Source organism: Ancylobacter dichloromethanicus, assembly GCF_018390645.1.
Lineage (GTDB): Bacteria > Pseudomonadota > Alphaproteobacteria > Rhizobiales > Xanthobacteraceae > Ancylobacter > Ancylobacter dichloromethanicus.
In genome coordinates this window covers 203,568-220,830 of sequence record NZ_JAHBGC010000011.1, presented here as the reverse complement: position 1 = coordinate 220,830, position 17,263 = coordinate 203,568, and the positions used below count along the sequence as shown (strand labels likewise).

Genomic DNA, 17,263 nt, shown 5'->3' with positions numbered 1-17,263 from the left:
CGCCCCGGGGGCCTGATCCGGTCGGGTGACATCAGCCCGATCGGTGAATCAGTCTCCCCATGATGGAGAGGCGGAACTCATGAACTGGGCGGATTTCAAGCGCGACGCGAATTTCATCGACGGCGAATGGGTGGGCGCCGATGGCGGCGGCACGATCGACGTCACCAATCCCGCCACCGGCGAGGTGATCGGCACCGTGCCCAATGCCGGCGCGGACGAGGCCCGCCGCGCCATCGCCGCCGCGCAGACCGCCTTCGAGACCTTCTCGCGCACCACAGCGGATGAGCGCGCGAAAATGCTGCGGCGCCTGCATGCCGCCATCATGGACAATCAGCGCGCGCTGGCCGAACTGCTCACCATCGAGCAGGGCAAGCCGCTGGCCGAATCCATGGGCGAGGTCGGCGCCAGCGCCGCCTATGTGCTGTGGTTCTCGGAAGAGGCCCGCCGCGTCTATGGCGACGTCATTCCCTCGCCCTGGGGCGAGCGGCGCATCCTCGTCACCAAGCAGGCGGTCGGCGTCGTCGCCGCCATCACGCCGTGGAACTTCCCCTCCTCGATGCTGGCGCGCAAGATCGGCCCGGCGCTGGCCACCGGCTGCACCTCGGTGGTGAAGCCCGCGACCCAGACCCCCTATTCCGGTCTCGCCTGGGGCGTGCTGTGCGAACAGGCCGGCTATCCCAAGGGCGTGGTCAACATCCTCACCGGCTCGGCCTCGGCCATTGGCGGCGAGATGACCTCGAACCCCGCCGTGCGCAAGATCACCTTCACCGGCTCCACCCCGATCGGCAAGCTCTTGATGAAGCAGGCCGCCGACACGGTGAAGCGGGTGTCGATGGAGCTGGGCGGCAACGCGCCGTTCCTGGTCTTCGACGACGCCGATCTCGACAAGGCGGTGGAGGGCGCCATCGCTTCGAAATACCGCAATTCCGGCCAGACCTGCGTCTGCGCCAACCGCTTCTACGCCCAGGCCGGCATCTATGACGCCTTCGTCGCCAAGCTGGCCGAGGCCTCGGCGAAGCTGAAGGTCGGCCCCGGGCTTGAGGATGGCGTGGTGCAGGGCCCGCTGATCGACGACAAGGCGGTGACCAAGACCGAGGGCTTCATCGCCGACGCGCTGGCCAAGGGCGGCAAGGTGGTCACCGGCGGCGGGCGCCACGAACGCGGCGGCCAGTTCTTCCAGCCCACCGTCATCGCCGGCGCGACGCGCGAGATGAACTTCGCCCGCGAGGAGATCTTCGGCCCGGTCGCCCCGGTGTTCCGCTTCGACACCGAGGAGGAGGCGGTGCGCCTCGCCAATGACACCGAGTTCGGCCTCGCCTGCTATTTCTACACCAGCGACCTCTCGCGCGCCTTCCGCGTCTCGGAGACTCTGCGCTACGGGCAGGTCGGCATCAATGCCGGGGTCATCACCACGGAAGTCGCGCCGTTCGGCGGGGTGAAGGAATCCGGCATCGGCCGCGAGGGCTCGAAATACGGCATCGAGGAATATGTCGACGTGAAATACGTCTGCATCAGCCTATAGGCCGGCGAGCCAGTCCGGCAAGAGGGCCGGTCTCGCGACCGGCCTTTTCATGCGCGCGCGGCGAAACCCGTCAGGCCTTGAACGCCTCCAGCCGGAACGGCAGCGAGCGACGCCGCTGGCCGGTGGCGTCGAAGATGGCATTGGAGAATACGGGCAAAGGCACGAGAACTCACGCCGCCACGTCGCTGCGCACGCCTAGCATCGCGCGCGCGAAATCCGCGAGGTCGGCGATGTCGTCGACGATGCGGTCGTCGCCGCGGCTGGCCGAGGCGTAGAAGATGCCGTCGAGCATCAGGCCGATGCGGCGGGCGGTGCGGGCAATGTCGACCGGCGCGAACTGGCCGCTGGCCACACCGCGCTCCAGCGCGCCCTCCAGCAATTGCTTCTCGCGGCCATAGAAGCCGGCGATCAGCCCGTCCAGCTCGTCGTCGCGCAGGCCGGAGCTGGCATAGTCGCTCATCAGCTTGACCATCAGGGCGAGGATAGGCGCCAGCTCCATGTGGATGTCGAGCCAGGCGAGAATCTCCGCCAGCGGCTCGGCGCCGGCGGCACGCCTCTCCTCATAGCCGGCCATGAGCTGCTCGATGGCGTGCCCAAGCGCGCGCCGCACCAGATCGTCCTTGTTGTCGAAATAGTGGTAGAGCAGGCCGACATTGATGTCGCAGACCAGCGCGATGTCGCGCACCGTGACCACCGAGAAATGGCGGGTCGCGAACAATCTCAAGGCTTCTTCCAGGATCATCACCCGCCGCTCGGCGGGCTGGAGGCGCTTGCGCGCGGTCCGGGCGGTCATGCGTTTCCTCCGTATTCTTACGGAATTTTCTGCCTTGCTCATATGCTATGCGTGCCCATTTGTTGGGCTTGCACCCGATATTAAGTCACCGTTTAATAGCCCGGTCCAGCCATTTCAGCGACCGGAGCCACCCCTCATGAAGCGTACACTCAGGGCTGCAGCCGTCTTCGCCAGCCTCGCCGCCGCCGCCCTCGCGGGAGCGCCCGCGGCGCATGCCGCCCCGAAGACGAGTTTCAAGGTCGCCTACACCGTCTATATCGGCTTCATGCCCTTCGCCTACATGAAGTCCTCCGGCATCATGAAGAAGTGGGCCGACAAATACGGCATCGAGGTCGAGATCATCCAGGCCAATGACTATGTCGGCTCCATCAACCAGTTCATCGCCGGCGAGATCGACGCGGTGGGCGTGGCCTCGATGGACGGCCTCACCATGCCGGCGGCCGGCGGCGTCGACACCTCGATCTTCCTGATCACCGACTATTCCGACGGCAACGACATCGTCGTCTCCAAGACCGCCAAGGACGTCAAGGAACTCGCCGGCCAGGACGTCTACCTGCTGCAGTACAGCGTCTCGCACTATCTCTTGAACCGCGGCCTGCAGCTCGCCGGCATCGACGATCCCACCGCCGCCAAGACGGTGAACATCTCGGACGCGGAAATCTCCGCCGCCTTCGTCTCGCAGGACGACATGAAGCACGCCGTCTCGTGGAAGCCGCTGACCGAGGACATGCTCAAGGTCAAGGGCGCCACCAACCTGTTCGACAGTTCCAAGATCCCCGGCGAGATCATGGACGTGTTCATCGGCAACACCCAGAACCTCAAGGACAACCCCAACTTCGCCAAGGCCGTGGTCGGCGCCTGGTATGAGGCGCTCGGCATCCTCAAGGCCGGCGGCGCGCCGGGCGAGGACATGCGCGCGGTGATGACCAGCGCCATGGGCACCGATGCCGGCGGCCTGCAGGCGCAGCTCGACACCACCCACTTCTTCTACACCCCGCAAGAAGCCTCCAGCTTCCTGATGTCGGCCGACAACGCCAAGATCTGGAACAACATCCGCACCTTCTGCTTCCAGCAGGGCCTGTTCGGCCAGGGCGCCACCAGCGTCGATTCGATCGGCATCGAGGTCGCCGACGGCACGGTGCTGGGCGACAAGGCCAACATCAAGATGCGGGTCAACGCCAGCTTCACCAAGGACGCCGCCGACGGGAAGCTCTGAGCGGCGCCGCCCTGTTCCCCGGACAAGCCGCGCCGCGCGCGGCGCCGATCCGGGGCCCAGGGGGCACGCCGGCGATGTCTGAGAGACCGTTCCAAAGCGGCGTCATCCTGAGGTGCGAGCGAAGCGAGCCTCGAAGGATGCGATCTTGGATGCCCAACAACGAGCCTCCTTCGAGGCCCGGCCTCCGGCCGGGCACCTCAGGATGACGGTCCTCCCGGGCCCCCTGCAGCCTCCCGGATGACGCCCTCGAAACGAAAAGGCCCCCCATGCGCCGCATCATCAACTATGCGCCTCGTCCGGGCGTCCGGCTGATCCTCGCCATCCTGCCCTTTGTCGCGGTGCTGGCGATCTACCTTCTCGCCTCCAATGCCCGCCTCGCGGTGGAGCCGGCCGACAAGCTGATGCCGAGCTTCGCCAGCTTCTGGGCGACCATGGTGCGCATGGCGACCACCCTTGATCGGGCCACGAGCCAGTACCTGCTGTGGTGGGACACCTGGCTCAGCCTGCAGCGCCTGTTCCTCGGCCTCGGCATCTCCGCCCTCATCGGCCTGGTGCTCGGCATCATCGTCGGCTTCGTGCCCTATCTGCGCGCCACCTTCGAGCCCTTCTTCGCCGCCTTCTCGCTGATTCCGCCGCTCGCCGTGCTGCCGATCCTGTTCATCCTGTTCGGCCTCGGCGAGGCCTCGAAGATCGTGCTGATCGTGTTCGGCATCGCCCCCTTCATCATCCGCGACGTGATGCTGCGGGTCTCCGCCCTGCCGACGGAACAGATCATCAAGGCGCAGACGCTCGGCGCCTCCACCTGGCAGATGATTTCAGGCGTGGTGCTGCCGCAGGTGATGCCGCGGCTCATCGATTCGGTGCGGCTCTCGCTCGGTGCCGCCTGGCTGTTCGTCATCGCGGCGGAGGCGATCACCTCCGAGGGCGGGCTCGGCTACCGCATCTTCCTGGTGCGGCGCTACCTCGCCATGGACGTGATCCTTCCCTACGTGATCTGGATCACCCTGCTCGCCTTCCTCATGGATTACGCGCTGCGCCGCCTCGCCGTCGCCGCCTATCCGTGGGACCAGATAAGGGCGGCCTGAATGACCACCATCCGCTTCGAGAATGTCTGGAAGGAATATGACGAGCGCGTCGTGCTCGAACAGGTCAACCTGTCGCTCGACGACCACGAATTCCTCGTCATCATCGGCCCTTCCGGCGTCGGCAAGACCACGCTGCTGCGCATGCTGCTCTCGCAGGAACAGCCGTCGCGCGGAAAAATCCTGATCGACGGCGACCCGATCGCCGCCGAGCCCACCGCCGACCGCGGCGTGGTGTTCCAGCGCTATTCGGTGTTCCCCCACCGCACCGTGCTGGGCAATGTGATGATGGGCCCGCAATGGGCCGGCGCGCCGCTGCTCGGCCGCTTCTTCGGCGCCCGCCGCAAGGCGCTGGAGGAACGCGCCATGGCGCTGCTCGCCCGCGTCGGCCTCGGCGAGCACGCGGACAAATACCCGGCGCAGCTCTCGGGCGGCATGCAGCAGCGCCTCGCTCTGGCGCAGGCGCTTATCATGAAGCCGAAGGTGCTGCTGCTCGACGAGCCGTTCGGCGCGCTCGACCCCGGCACCCGCCGCTCGATGCACGAACTGGTCGGCGAGTTGTGGGAAGAGAACCGCATGACCATCGTCATGGTCACGCACGACCTGCCCGAGGCGTTCCTGCTCGGCACCCGCGTCATCGCCGTCGACCGGCGGCGCAACGACCCGCAGGCGCCCGAGCGCTTCGGCGCCACCATCGTCTCCGACTTCGAGGCCAAGTGCCGCAGCGTGCGCGACTCCCGGCTGTTCGAGGCGGAGCGCGAGAGGGTGCGCCTCACCCTGCTCGGCACCACCGATGTACCCGCGGACAGCCCACCCGTCCCGGCACTCGACCACTCCCGCTGAACCGCCGTTCAGCGGAAAGGATCCAACTGACTGTTTAGACGCATTTTCTTCGCGCGAACCGGACGCCACGTCGCCGGAAAATGCTTTGGTGAAGGACTGACAGCAATGGCCGACAAGCGCTTCCACCTCGCCTGGTTCATGAACTTCACCCCCGACGAATGGCGCGAGCCGTTCGGCCAGGGCGGCAACCCGTGGGATGGCCGGTTCTACATCGAGATGGCCCAGGCGATGGAGCGCGCCTGCTTCGATCTGATCATGATCGAGGACAAGCTCATGGTGCCGGAGACCTATGGCCGCTCGCGCGACCTCTCGCTCAAGCATGCCATGATGGTGCCGAAGGCCGATCCCGCCCCGCTGGCGGTGGCCATGGGCATGGCAACGCAGCATCTCGGCGTGGTCGCGACGCTGTCGACCATGGCCTATCCGCCCTTCATGCTGGCGCGGCTGTCCTCCACCATCGACAGCCTCACCAAGGGCCGCTTCGGCTGGAACGTCGTCACCTCGGCCGAGGACCTGATGGCGAAGAATTTCGGCATGGACAAGCTGCCCCCGCGCGAGGACCGCTACGCCATGGCCGAGGAATACATGGAGGTGGTGGGCAAGCTGTTCGACTCATGGGAGCCGGACGCCGTGGTGCTCGACCGCAAGAACGGCATCTATGCCGACGGCTCCAAGGTCCACGCCATCGACCACAAGGGCCCGTTCTACCAGGTGCGCGGCCCGCTCAACACCGTGCCCTCGCCGCAACGCCGCCCGGTCTATCTGCAGGCCGGCGCCTCCCCGCGCGGGCGCGATTTCGCCGCCCGCCACGCCGACGCCATCGTCTCGGTGGCCAACGGCGTCGAGGGCATGAAGGCGTTCCGCGCCGACATCCGCGCCCGCGCCGCCGCGCTCGGCCGCGACCCGGACGAGATCAAGGTGTTCTTCTGCATCACGCCGAGCCTCGGCGAGACCGAGGCGGAAGCGCGCGCCCGCTACGAGCACGTCACCATGTCGGACAATTTCGTCACCGACGTGCTGATTTCGATCTCCGCCATCACCGAGATCGACTTCTCGATCTACGACCTCGACAAGCCGCTGCCGGAAAAACTGGTCACCAACGGCGAATCCGGCACGCTCGACAAGTTCCAGCAATGGGGCTCGGGCAAGACGCTGCGCGAGCTGGCGGCCTCGGGCGGCGGCGGCCTCGTCTCCTCCATGGAGCTGATCGGCACGCCGGCGCAGGTGGCGGACAAGATGGGCGAGGCCATGGCCGAGGTCGGCGGCGACGGCTTCCTCATCACCACCCCGGTGCTGCGCGTCTCGCGCCGCTACATCACCGAGATCTGCGACGGGCTGGTGCCGGAGCTGCAGGCACGCGGGCTGGTGCGGACCGAATACAAGCACCAGTTGCTGCGCGACAATCTGCGCGAATTCTGATCACGCGTTCCGGGGGCGCGGTCCTCCCGCGCCCCACCAAAGCGCCGGCGACGCTCCGGCAGAGGAGAGGGCATGACCCAGTGCTCGCCGCTCGACGGCGCTTCCCACAATGCCCCGCCGCCGGTGACGCGGCAGGGCTACCGCAACGCCATGGCGCGGCTCGGGGCGGCGGTGAACATCGTCACCACCGACGGGCCGGGCGGGCGCCACGGTTTCACCGCCTCGGCTGTGTGCTCGGTCACCGACAGCCCACCGACCCTGCTGGTCTGCCTCAACAAGGGGTCCTCGGCCGCCGGCCCGGTCCATGCCAATGGCGTGGTCTGCATCAACACGCTGGCGGCCGGCCACGAGCCGCTCTCCAACCTGTTCGGCGGGCGCACCCCGCCCGATGAACGCTTCGCCAGCGGCACCTGGCACATGGGCGCCACCGGCGCGCCGATGCTGGTCGGCGCCGTGGTCGCCTTCGATTGCCGCATCGTCCGCGCGGTCGAGGTCGGCACCCATGACGTGCTGTTCTGCGAGGTGATCGGCGTCGCCGAGGGTGGCTCGGACGAGAGCCTGATCTATTACGACAGGCGCTACCACACCCTGTCCGGCCCCACCGACGACTGAACGCCCTTCGACAGCCGGTGGCCGCGATCAACTGCCGCGATAGGTGGAATAGCTCCACGGCGTCACCGCCAGCGGCACATGGTAGTGCCCTTCCGGCTCGGCGATGCCGAAGCGGATCGGCACGTCGTCGAGAAAGGCCGTCCCCGGCAAGTCGAGCCCGCGCGCTTTGAAATAGGCGCCGATGTGAAACACCAGCTCGTAGCGCCCGATGCGCAGCGGCGCGCCGCCGATCAACGGCGCGTCGGTGCGCCCGTCCTCATTGGTCGCCGCCGCGCGCAGCAGCGCCCGCCCGCTCGCCCCCACCTCGTAAAGCTCCACCCGCACCCCCTGCGCCGGGCCGCCCTTATGGGTGTCGAGCACATGGGTGGAAAGCCGGCCATGGACCCTCGGCATGCCCGGCCCGTGCACCTTCTCCACCAGCCGCAGCGCGGTGATGTGGCCGATCTCGACGAGCGCGGCCGCGAGTTCCGCGCCCCGGTCATGGGCGAGCCGCGCCTCGAAGGCGTCGAGCAGGGCGTCGCGGGTCTGCCGCCGCACGCAGATCACGAAGGGAAAGCCGAAACGGGCGCGATGGGCGGCGTTGAGCCGCTCGAAGCGCGCATATTCCTCGTCCGGCAGCCGGTCGAGCCCGAGCCCGGCCTGCTCCGACACCGAGGCCGGGGCGATGGCGCCGGCCCGCGCCGCCTTGCCGGCGAGATCGGGATGCGCCGCCACGAAGGCGACCCGCTCCGCCTCCGGCCGCGCCCACACCGCCGCCATCAGCGCCTGGTGCAGCGCCGACACCGTGTCGAAGGGCGCGTGGGCGAAGGCTGCCTCCGCCACCCAGGGCGCGTGCTCGAACACACCGTCGAGCGCGGCGGTGAAGGCCGCGCGGTCGAGGCCGTTCAGGGTGCCGAGGGACAGGGACCCGGGTGAAACGGGATCGGACACGGTCACTCCTCGCGGGCGATGGCGGGGACAAAGGGGTCGCCGGCGCGGTCGCGGTCATAGACGGCACGGCCGGCGACATAGGTGGCGCGCACGGCGCGGTCGTCGCCGAGCGTCATCAGCAGGAACAGCACCTCCTCGATCGAGACGCAGTAGCCGGCGCGGAACGCCATGAATGGCGTCGCCTTCGGGTCGAGCACGCAGATATCCGCCTCCATGCGGGGGGCCAGCCGGCCGATCCGGTCATCCAGCCCCAGCGCCACCGCCCCGCCGAGCGTGGCGAGGTAGAAGCCCTGCACCGCGTCGAGCTTCTGGCCGATCAGCGCCGCCACCTTGTAGGCCTCGTTCAGCGTCTGCAACTGCGACAGCGAGGTGCCGCCGCCGACATCGGTGCCGAGCCCCACCTTCACCGGCCGGCGCGGGTCCACCGCGTCGAACAGCTTGAACAGGCCGCTGCCGAGAAAGAGGTTCGAGGTCGGGCAATGCGCCAGTGCCGCACCGGCGGCATGGCAGGTGCAGAAATCGCCCTCGTGCATGTGCACGCCATGGCCGAAAATGGAGCGCGCCCCCACCAGCCCGGCATGGGCGTAGACGTCGAGATAGGAGGCGCGGGCCGGGAAAAGCTCCCGCACCCATTCCACCTCGCCGGGATTTTCGCACAGATGGGTCTGCAGGAAGAGCCCGCTGCCGGTCTTGAGCAGGGCCCCGGCGGCGTCGAGCTGCGCCTGCGTCGAGGTCGGCGCGAAGCGCGGGGTGACGCAGTAGAGCGCCCGCCCGCGCCCGTGCCAGCGCTCGATCAGGGCGAGGCTCTCGTCATAGCCGCGCTGCGCCGTGTCGAGCAGGGCCTTCGGCGCGTGGCGGTCCATAAGTATTTTGCCGGCAATCATACGCGCGTCGAAACGCTCCGCCTCGGCAAAGAAGGCGTCCACCGAGTGCGGGTGCACCGTGCAGTAGACCATCGCCGTGGTGGTGCCGGCGCGCAGCAATTCGCGCAGGAACAGATGCGCTACCCGCCGCGCGTGGCGGGCATCGGCGAAGCTCATCTCGGCGAGGAAGGTGTAGGTCTCCAGCCATTCCAGCAATTGCGCGCCATAGGCGCCGATCATCTGCATCTGCGGGTAGTGCACATGTGCGTCGACGAAACCGGGCACGATGAGGTGGTCGGGATAATGCGTGATCGCGATGCCGGCGGGCAGCGTGTCCTTCAGTTCGGCATGGGAGCCGAAGGCGGCGATGATCCCGTCCTCGATCACCACCAGCGCGTCGTCATGATAGGTGAGGCAGGCGCGCGAGGGCTGCTCGAACGGGTTGCCGGCCAGCGTCGCCGCCGGGCCGCGCAGGGCGATCATGCAGCCGGCGCCACTCATTCGACAGCATCCTTTGCAGCTTGAGATGGCAGCAGCGCGTACAGTTCGTCGGCCATGAACGGGGTGGCGCGCAGGCGCACCCCGGTGGCGTCGAAGATGGCGTTGGCCAGCGCCGGCGCGACCGGGTTGAACGGGCTCTCGCTCATCGATTTCGCCCCCATCGGTCCGACCGCATCGTGCGTTTTCGCAAAGAGAACCTGCGTGCGCGGCACATCGGCGAAGGCGGGAATATGGTAGCCGCGAAAGCTCGGATTGGTCACGCCGCCCTCACCATCCATGATCAGCCGCTCATAAAGCGCCACCCCGATCGCCTGCGCCACCCCGCCCTCCACCTGTCCGCGGCATTGCATCGGGTTGACCACCGTGCCGGCATCCGCCGCGTGGACCGAGCGCAGCACGCGAATTTCGCCCGAGCGGGCGTGCACCGCAACGTCAAAGCCTTGCACGTTGAAGGCAACCGAGCGCGGCGTGCCCGGCGCATCGCCCACCGCTTCCAGCGGCGCGAGATCGGCCAGCGCGACCCGCCCGGTCCCGGCGCTCACCGCCTCGCCCTCGATCCGGCATTCCCCGGGCGCCACGCCCAGCCGCCGCGCCGCCGCCGCGCGTATTTTCGCCGCCAGCGCGCGTGCCGCGTCCTGCGTCGCGGCACCCGCCACCACCGTGCCGGTCGAGCCATAGGCCCCGGTATCATGCGCGACATGCGCGGTGTCCGACTGGCGCACCAAGATCTGCTCCGGACGGGCGCCGAGCAGCGTCGCGGCGATCTGCACATGCACGGTGGTGGTGCCATTGCCGAATTCCGCCGTGCCGGTGCGCAGTTCATAGCGCCCTTCGGCGGTCAGCCTCAGCCGCGTCTGCGCCACATGACCACGGGGGGGGATGGTGTCGATCATCCCCACCGCCACGCCGCGCCCCACAAGCCAGTCCGGCGAAAGCCCTGCCGTCGAAGGCTTCTTCAGCTCCGCCTCCACCAGGTCGAGGCACTGGTCGAGCCCGTAGCTACCCATTTCCACGTCGTGATGCGGCGCGCCGGAGGATACCAGCGCGTCGCCCGGCCGCACGACATTGAGCCGCCGGAGCTCAAGCGGATCGAGGCCCAGCCTGTGCGCCAGCTCGTCCATGGCGGATTCCACCGCGAAGATGGTCTGGCTCAGCCCGTAGCCGCGGAAGGCGCCGCTCGGCAGCGAATGAGTATAGACCGACCGGCCCTCTATCTTCTTGTTCGGGCAGCGATAAAGCTCGACACTCTCGCCCGAGCCATGGAACAGCACGCCGCCGGCATGGTTGCCATAGGCCCCGGTGTTCAGGAGCATACGCATAGAAAGCGCCGTCAACCGGCCCTCCCGCGTGGCGCCGAGCGTCACCGTCACCTTCATCGGGTGGCGGCTGGTCGAGGCGGCGAACTGCTCCTCCCGCGTATATTCCAGCTTCACCGGCCGCCCGGTCTTCAGCACCGCGAGGGCGACGATGTCCTCGGTCAGCATTTCCTGTTTGCCGCCGAAACCACCGCCGACCCGCGCGGCGAAGACGCGCACCCCCTCGCGCGGCAGGCCGTAGAGAGCGGCCAGCGCGTCGCGGGTGAGGAACGGCGTCTGCGTGGAACTGCGGATCACCAGCCGCCCCTCGGCATCGCGCCAGCCGATGCAGCCATGCGTCTCCAGATGCGCGTGCTGGACCCGATGGCTCTCATAGGTCGCCTCGTGGATCACATCGGCCTGCGCGAAGCCGGCCGCGACATCGCCCACCCCGCCATCGAGCGCGGCCACAATGTTGCGGGAAGGATCGGCAATGCGCGATTGCGGGCCCTTGTCGCCATGCACCAGCAGCGCGCCGGGCGCCATCGCCGCCTCCGGGTCGAACACCGCCGGAAGTGGCTCGTATTCCACGCGAATCGCCGCGCACCCGGCCTCCGCCGCCTGTTCGCTGGTCGCCACCACCGCCGCCACCCGCTGGCCGATATGGCGCACCACGTCGTCGAGCACGCGTGTGTCGTCGACATCGTCGGTGGCGTGGTGATGGCGCGCCGAGGAGAACAGCCGTTCAGGCGCATCCTCGTGAGTGAGCACCGCGATGACGCCCGGCACCGCCCGCGCCGCTTCCGTGTCGATGGCGCGCAGGCGCGCATGGGGGTGCGGGGAGCGCAGCAGCTTCATGTGCAGCAGCCCCGCCAGTTCGCCCTCGGGCGCCACATCCATCGTGTAGCGCGCCGCGCCGGTGACGATGTCCGGCCCCGCCGGCGCGCCGAGGTTGCGGCCGACCCCGCCGCTTTCCGGACCGGCTTCGACCGTCACCACCCCGCCCACCGCGTCGGCGATGGCGGCGTAGCCGGTGCAGCGGCAGAGATTTCCCTTCAACGCGGCGGGCAGGTCGGCCCGCTGGCCCTGGTCCAGCGCGGCTGCGGTCATCACCATGCCGGCGGTGCAGAACCCGCATTGGAAGCCCTGCGCCTTGAGGAAGGCGGCCTGCGTCGGATGCAGCCCGTCGCCCGCCGCCTCTGCGCCGTTCACGGTGCCCGCCAGTCCCTCGATGGTGGTCACGCCCCGCCCTTCGGCGCGAAAGGCGGGGGTGACGCAGCTATGCACCGGCCGGCCGTCGAGATGCACCGTGCAGGCACCGCAATCGCCGGCATCGCAACCCTTCTTCACCCCGAACCAGCCCAGCTCCCGCAGCAGCGTGCGCAGGCACTGGCCCGGGCGGGCCTCGGCCTCGACGGCGCGGCCATTGACGGTGAGCCTCACGCGCGGGTCTCCTCCAATTCGTCGCGGATTTCCTGCGCCAGCAGCACGGTCATGTGGCGGCGCCAATCGGGCCGCCCGTGCATGTCGTCGTAATAAAGAGAGTCGGGAATCGCCGTCGCCAGCCGCGCGGCGAGTTCGGCGGGCTGCGGCAGGCGGGGGAACGGCAATTGCACCGGCCGGCGCGTCGCGGCCGTGACGGTGAGCAGGAACGTCCCGTTGGCGTCGCGCGTGCCGATCAGCAGCACGCCCGAACGTCCGAGCGGGGTGAGCGAGGCGCGGCGGAACGCGGCCCGCCGCCGCAGCGCCGCCGCCGGCAGATGGACGGCGCGCAGCACGTCGCCCGGCGCCAGCGCCACCTCGCGCGGCCCGCGCACGAAATCGGTGACCTTCATCCGCCGCTCGTTTCCACCCGGCGACCAGATCCGGCATTCGCCGTCGAGCGCGGCGCAGAGCGAGATCATCGGGCCCGCCGGCAGGCCGAGGCAGATGTTGCCGCCCACCGTCGCCATGTTCCAGATCTTGAACGAGGCAAGGAAGGCACGGCAGCAAACGGGGATCAGCCATGCGGCGAGCCCGTCGGCCGGCGGTTCGAAGCCGTCGAGTTCGGCGATGGTGCAGGTGGCGGCGATGGTCAGCCCGCCCGCCTCCTCGTGGAGTGGCGTCCAGCCGAGACCGGCAAGGTCGATCAGCCGGCGGACCGCCGGCTGCGGCTCGGAGAACAGCCAGGTTCCACCGCCGAGCACCGCGTCGCCCCGCGTCGCAGGCGGCAGCTCATGCCGCCCGCGCGGCTGCAGGACGGCGGTGACCGTGTTGAGGTCCATCGGGCTTCCTCTCGATGGGTATTACCCGTCGCCCCATCAGCCCCGGCCGACGGTGCAGGCAATCTGCCCGTGCGGCTCGTCGGTCGGCGTGAACACCTGCCCGTCGAAGGAACGGCCGAAGGGGGAAAGGTCGATCGGCAGGTAGTGCTTGTTCGGGCAGGCCAGGGAGATTTCCGCCACCTCCGGCACCGCCGCCAGCGCGGCCTCGCCCATCAGATACATGGTGTTCTGCACGCCCGGGCTGTAGGTGGTGGCGAACACCTTCAGCGCCGCGGCCAGGACCGCCGCATTGGCGGCGGCATAGCTGGACGGCACGCCGTTCCACTGCCATTCCGCCGCCATCGAGGTGGCGAACAGGCGGTCGGCGGTCGGCTTCAGCGTGGTCGCCTCGTCAAACCAGTAATTCTCCCAGCCCGACTGCGTGGTCTTGAGAAAGGTGAAGCCGTCGACGCCGGAGGCGAGGCGGACGCCCTCGCGCGTCGCCATAAGCTTCACCAGCGGGGTGCCGTTGCCGTCGAGCACGAAGGAATGGTCATGAGCGACCCCATCCACCGCGATCCGCTGCCAACGTGTCTCCCGCGCCGAAACTTCGACGCCGGCGACATGCGAATAGCGGTCGAGTAAATACTGCGCCACCGCGCCAGCGAAGACTTCGTTCTCCGCCTCCACATGGTCGCGGGCGACTATGTTTACGATATTCTTGATCGAATCCGTGGCGATGACGTGGCGGTTGTCACCCTCGGTGTAGGCGGCGTCGAAATCGCCGGTCAGCATCACCTGCACGGAAAGCTCGCGCACCTCGTGGCGCGCGCTGTCGCGCTGCACCCGCATGACACGCACGCGCCCCTTGCCATAACTGTTGCGAATAAGCGGCATATCCGCGTCTCCTTTGGCTGGACCGGACTCCCCATCCGACATACGAAACCGATGCCAGTCTGGCACCGCGGCGCGCGCCGCGAAAGCCATCTAGACCGATTGGACCGAAACGCCGCAGCGCCGCCGCAGGCGGCCAAGCTCGCGCTGGAACACACCTTCATCCTGTCGGGCATGGGCGAGCACGAGAGCGCCCTGAATGCCGACAAGAACCTCCTCCGCAAGCTCCATCGCCTCGCCGGAATGGCCGTTGCGGCGCAGCGCCGATGCCAGCGCCTCCTGCCAGCGGCGAAAATAACCGTCGATGGTCACGGCGAATCGCCCTCGAGTCACGCCCAGCGCGAAGGCCCCGAGCAGGCAGCTGCGCCGGCCCGAGCGGAAGTAGCGGTCGACATTGGCGAACATCGCGGCGAGGCTCGCGGCCGGCTCGCCCTCGCGCAGCGGTGCGTAGATCTCGCGCTCGAACCAGCCATCAATGTCGGCCAGCACCGCCGCCGCCATCTCCTCCTTCCCGCCGGGAAAGAAATGGTAGAGGCTGCCTTTGCCGAGACGGGTGCGCTGGGTGATCAGCGCCAGGCTGGTGCCCTCGAAGCCGTGCTCGCGGAACAACTCCCCCAGCAGGGGCAGGACATCGCTGCGCTCGGCGACGAGACGGGCCATCATGGGGCCTTCAGCGGGTAGGTGGTGCCGGTGGAGCGGTGGAACAGCGCCGCGATCGCCACCAGCGCCACCGCCCCCATGCCCACCGGCATGACGAGGAACGCCCAGCTCGGATCGGACGCGAAAACCAGCAGCGGGTCGGCGCCCGCCGGCGGATGGATGAGGCGCAGCAGCGCCATCAGCGCGATGGCCGCACCGACGGCGATGGCCGCCGCCCACCAGGTGCCCGGCAACACCATGTGAAGCGCTATGGCGACCCCCGTCGCCACCAGATGCCCGCCCACCACGTTCGCCGGCTGCGACAGCGGGCTGTTGGGCACCGAGAACAGCAGCACGCTGCTGGCACCGAACGGCGCGATGAGCAGGGGCGCCCCGGCGTGGAAGCTGAGCGCACCCGTGACGCCGATGGCGATCATCGCGCCGAGCCCCGCGAGAGCGGCGGTGTGCGGCTTGTGCGGCGGCTGGTGGCGATGAAAATAGTGACGCATTCTGTACCATTCGGTTTGATCTATACCGATTGGTACAATGCTTTCGTGACACTGTCCAGCGCGGAAGCGGGTGGCGCCGTCCCCGGCCGCAGGCGACACTGAACACGACCTCCCACACCATGCCGGATTCGCCATGACTGACGCCGCCGCCGAACGACCGCCTCTCCCGCGTCCCTTCCGTCTCGACGGCCGCGTCGCGCTTGTCACCGGGGCGGCCCGGGGGCTCGGCTACGAGATGGCGACGGCGCTGTCCGCCGCCGGCGCCCGCGTGGTCATCAATGGCCGCCATGCCGGCCGGCTGGCGCAGGCCGCCGCCGCCATCACCGCTGCCACCGGGCGGCCGGTCGACACCGCGCCGTTCGATGTCGCCGACTTCGCCGCCGGGCGCGACGCCATCGGCGCCATCGCCCGCGCGCAGGGCCGGCTCGACATTCTGGTCGGCAATGTCGGCGCCCGCGACCGCCGGCCGCTGAAGGACTTCACCGCCGGCGAAATCGAAGCCCTCATCGCCACCGACCTCGTCGGTCCGATGCTGCTGGCGCGCGAGGCGGCCGAACACATGGCGATGCACCGGCACGGCCGGCTGATCACCGTCACTTCCATTGCCGGGCAGGTCGCCAACCGGCACGACCCGGTCTACACCGCCGCCAAGGCCGGGCTCACCGGGCTGATGCGGGCGCTGGCGGTCGACTATGCCCGCGCCGGCATCACCAGCAACGCCATCGCCCCCGGCATGTTCGCCACCGAGACCAATGCCGGGCTGGTCGCCGATGCCGACTTCTCGGCATTCGTCGACATCCGGGTGCCGCTCGGCCGCTGGGGCCGGCCGCACGAGATCGGCGCCGCCGCCGTGTTCCTGGCCTCCGACGAGGCCTCGTTCGTCAACGGCCATGTGCTGGTGGTCGATGGTGGCCAGACCGTGCGCATGTGACGCCGTCCGACGGCCCCTTTTCGCGGCTGGCGTTCCTCCGGGCGGGAAAACGTTCTAGACAGCCGCACAGGCGATCGAAGAGAGGAACAGGATGAGCTTCAGCGACGAACTGCGCCGCGACAACGCGCGGGACTGGGACGCCTGTGTCGATCATCGCTTCGTCCGCGAGATATTCGCGGGGACGCTGCCGCCCGAGGTGATGCGCCGTTACCTCACTCAGGACTATCAGTTCATCGATCGCTTCGTCGCCCTGCTGGGCATGGCCATCGCCACCGCCGACCGCTTCGAGTCGCGCATCCGCTTCGCGCAGTTCGCGGCGATGATCACCAGCGACGAGAACACCTATTTCCAGCGCGCCTTCGATACGCTGGGTGTTCCCGATGCCGAACGCCGCCATCCGGTGCTGACCGCACCGACCGCCGGCTTCCAGACCCTGATGAAGGACGCGGCCGACAGCCGCGACTATGGCAGTTGCCTTGCCGTGCTGACAGTCGCGGAATGGCTGTACTTGTCCTGGGCGGATCGCGCGGGCGAAAAGCTTCCCGTCGACTTCGTGCACGCGGAATGGATCACGCTGCACAATAATGACGGCTTCCGAAGCTTCGTCACCTGGCTGCGCAGCGAGCTCGACCGTGTCGGCGCCACGGCCGATACCGCCGGACGCACCAATGCCGCCGCCTTCTTTCGCCGAGCCGCCACACTGGAGCGGTCTTTCTTCGATCACATCTACGAGTGATTCGACCCGGCGGGCCACGTGACCCAAGACGCGCATGGATTGTACTTTGATGAAATAATCATCAAGAAATTGTGTAGGCGTTTTTGGTATCCTTTATTTCACGTAGCATCTCCGATTGCGTCCGGCCGTTTCGCAACAGTTCATCGGCGCCGCGGCCGGCTGCTGGCATAACAGCGGCCGTCATGCAAAAAACACCTTTCTGAGCGGGGATTTGGCTGCCGTTGTATACACCGTG

Annotated in this window: 16 protein-coding genes; 8 read left to right on the top strand and 8 right to left on the bottom strand. The window is 68.3% G+C overall.

Annotation, left to right across the window (positions count from 1 at the left end):
* Positions 1-79 precede the first annotated feature (79 nt).
* A complete protein-coding gene (locus KHC23_RS06685; RefSeq protein WP_213370721.1) occupies positions 80-1,522 on the top strand; it encodes an NAD-dependent succinate-semialdehyde dehydrogenase in 1,443 nt (480 codons plus the stop codon).
* A gap of 169 nt (positions 1,523-1,691) precedes the next feature.
* Here KHC23_RS06685 and KHC23_RS06680 read toward each other — a convergent pair whose 3' ends face one another.
* The gene (locus KHC23_RS06680; protein ID WP_213370719.1) at positions 1,692-2,315 is read right to left on the bottom strand and encodes a TetR/AcrR family transcriptional regulator; all 624 of its coding nucleotides are present in this window, start codon (positions 2,313-2,315) and stop codon (positions 1,692-1,694) included.
* Positions 2,316-2,451: 136 nt separating this feature from the next.
* On the opposite strand from KHC23_RS06680, the gene KHC23_RS06675 reads away from it, so the two are divergent.
* From KHC23_RS06675 to KHC23_RS06655, 5 genes are all read left to right on the top strand, one after another.
* A complete protein-coding gene (locus KHC23_RS06675) occupies positions 2,452-3,531 on the top strand; it encodes a putative urea ABC transporter substrate-binding protein (protein WP_213370717.1) in 1,080 nt (359 codons plus the stop codon).
* A 266-nt stretch (positions 3,532-3,797) separates the two neighbouring features.
* Positions 3,798-4,616 carry an ABC transporter permease gene (locus tag KHC23_RS06670; RefSeq protein ID WP_213370715.1) on the top strand — a complete coding sequence of 273 codons (819 nt, stop codon included), beginning with the start codon at positions 3,798-3,800 and terminating at the stop codon, positions 4,614-4,616.
* Entirely contained in the window at positions 4,617-5,456 is an 840-nt protein-coding gene (locus KHC23_RS06665; RefSeq protein WP_213370713.1) for an ABC transporter ATP-binding protein, read from the top strand.
* Positions 5,457-5,561: 105 nt separating this feature from the next.
* Positions 5,562-6,875: an NtaA/DmoA family FMN-dependent monooxygenase gene (locus KHC23_RS06660; RefSeq protein ID WP_213370711.1), complete on the top strand. Its 1,314-nt coding sequence runs from the start codon at positions 5,562-5,564 to the stop codon at positions 6,873-6,875.
* 150 nt (positions 6,876-7,025) lie between these two features.
* A complete protein-coding gene (locus KHC23_RS06655) occupies positions 7,026-7,487 on the top strand; it encodes a flavin reductase (RefSeq protein ID WP_246544347.1) in 462 nt (153 codons plus the stop codon).
* 27 nt (positions 7,488-7,514) lie between these two features.
* Here the strand turns inward: KHC23_RS06655 and uraD are convergent, their stop codons facing one another.
* From uraD to KHC23_RS06620, 7 genes are all read right to left on the bottom strand, one after another.
* Positions 7,515-8,417, bottom strand: coding sequence for a 2-oxo-4-hydroxy-4-carboxy-5-ureidoimidazoline decarboxylase (gene uraD / locus KHC23_RS06650; RefSeq protein WP_271188680.1), 903 nt, complete (start codon positions 8,415-8,417; stop codon positions 7,515-7,517).
* A gap of 2 nt (positions 8,418-8,419) precedes the next feature.
* Positions 8,420-9,781, bottom strand: a complete 1,362-nt coding sequence (gene guaD / locus KHC23_RS06645; protein ID WP_213370708.1) for a guanine deaminase — start codon at positions 9,779-9,781, stop codon at positions 8,420-8,422.
* Complete coding sequence (locus tag KHC23_RS06640) at positions 9,778-12,519, bottom strand: molybdopterin-dependent oxidoreductase (protein WP_213370706.1); 2,742 nt, start codon at positions 12,517-12,519, stop codon at positions 9,778-9,780. Before KHC23_RS06640 ends, guaD begins: the two co-directional genes overlap by 4 nt.
* The gene (locus tag KHC23_RS06635) at positions 12,516-13,340 is read right to left on the bottom strand and encodes an FAD binding domain-containing protein (protein WP_213370704.1); all 825 of its coding nucleotides are present in this window, start codon (positions 13,338-13,340) and stop codon (positions 12,516-12,518) included. Before KHC23_RS06635 ends, KHC23_RS06640 begins: the two co-directional genes overlap by 4 nt.
* A 36-nt stretch (positions 13,341-13,376) precedes the next feature.
* Positions 13,377-14,216 (bottom strand): factor-independent urate hydroxylase, encoded by an 840-nt coding sequence (gene pucL, locus KHC23_RS06630; RefSeq protein ID WP_213370702.1) that lies wholly within the window; start codon positions 14,214-14,216, stop codon positions 13,377-13,379.
* Between the two features lie 90 nt (positions 14,217-14,306).
* A complete protein-coding gene (locus KHC23_RS06625) occupies positions 14,307-14,873 on the bottom strand; it encodes a TetR/AcrR family transcriptional regulator (protein ID WP_213370769.1) in 567 nt (188 codons plus the stop codon).
* Positions 14,873-15,361: an HPP family protein gene (locus KHC23_RS06620; RefSeq protein ID WP_213370700.1), complete on the bottom strand. Its 489-nt coding sequence runs from the start codon at positions 15,359-15,361 to the stop codon at positions 14,873-14,875. Before KHC23_RS06620 ends, KHC23_RS06625 begins: the two co-directional genes overlap by 1 nt.
* Positions 15,362-15,494: 133 nt before the next feature.
* Between KHC23_RS06620 and KHC23_RS06615 the strand changes: the two genes are divergently transcribed.
* Entirely contained in the window at positions 15,495-16,292 is a 798-nt protein-coding gene (locus tag KHC23_RS06615; protein WP_213370698.1) for an SDR family oxidoreductase, read from the top strand.
* A 91-nt stretch (positions 16,293-16,383) separates the two neighbouring features.
* A complete protein-coding gene (locus tag KHC23_RS06610) occupies positions 16,384-17,028 on the top strand; it encodes a TenA family protein (RefSeq protein ID WP_213370696.1) in 645 nt (214 codons plus the stop codon).
* Positions 17,029-17,263 lie beyond the last annotated feature (235 nt).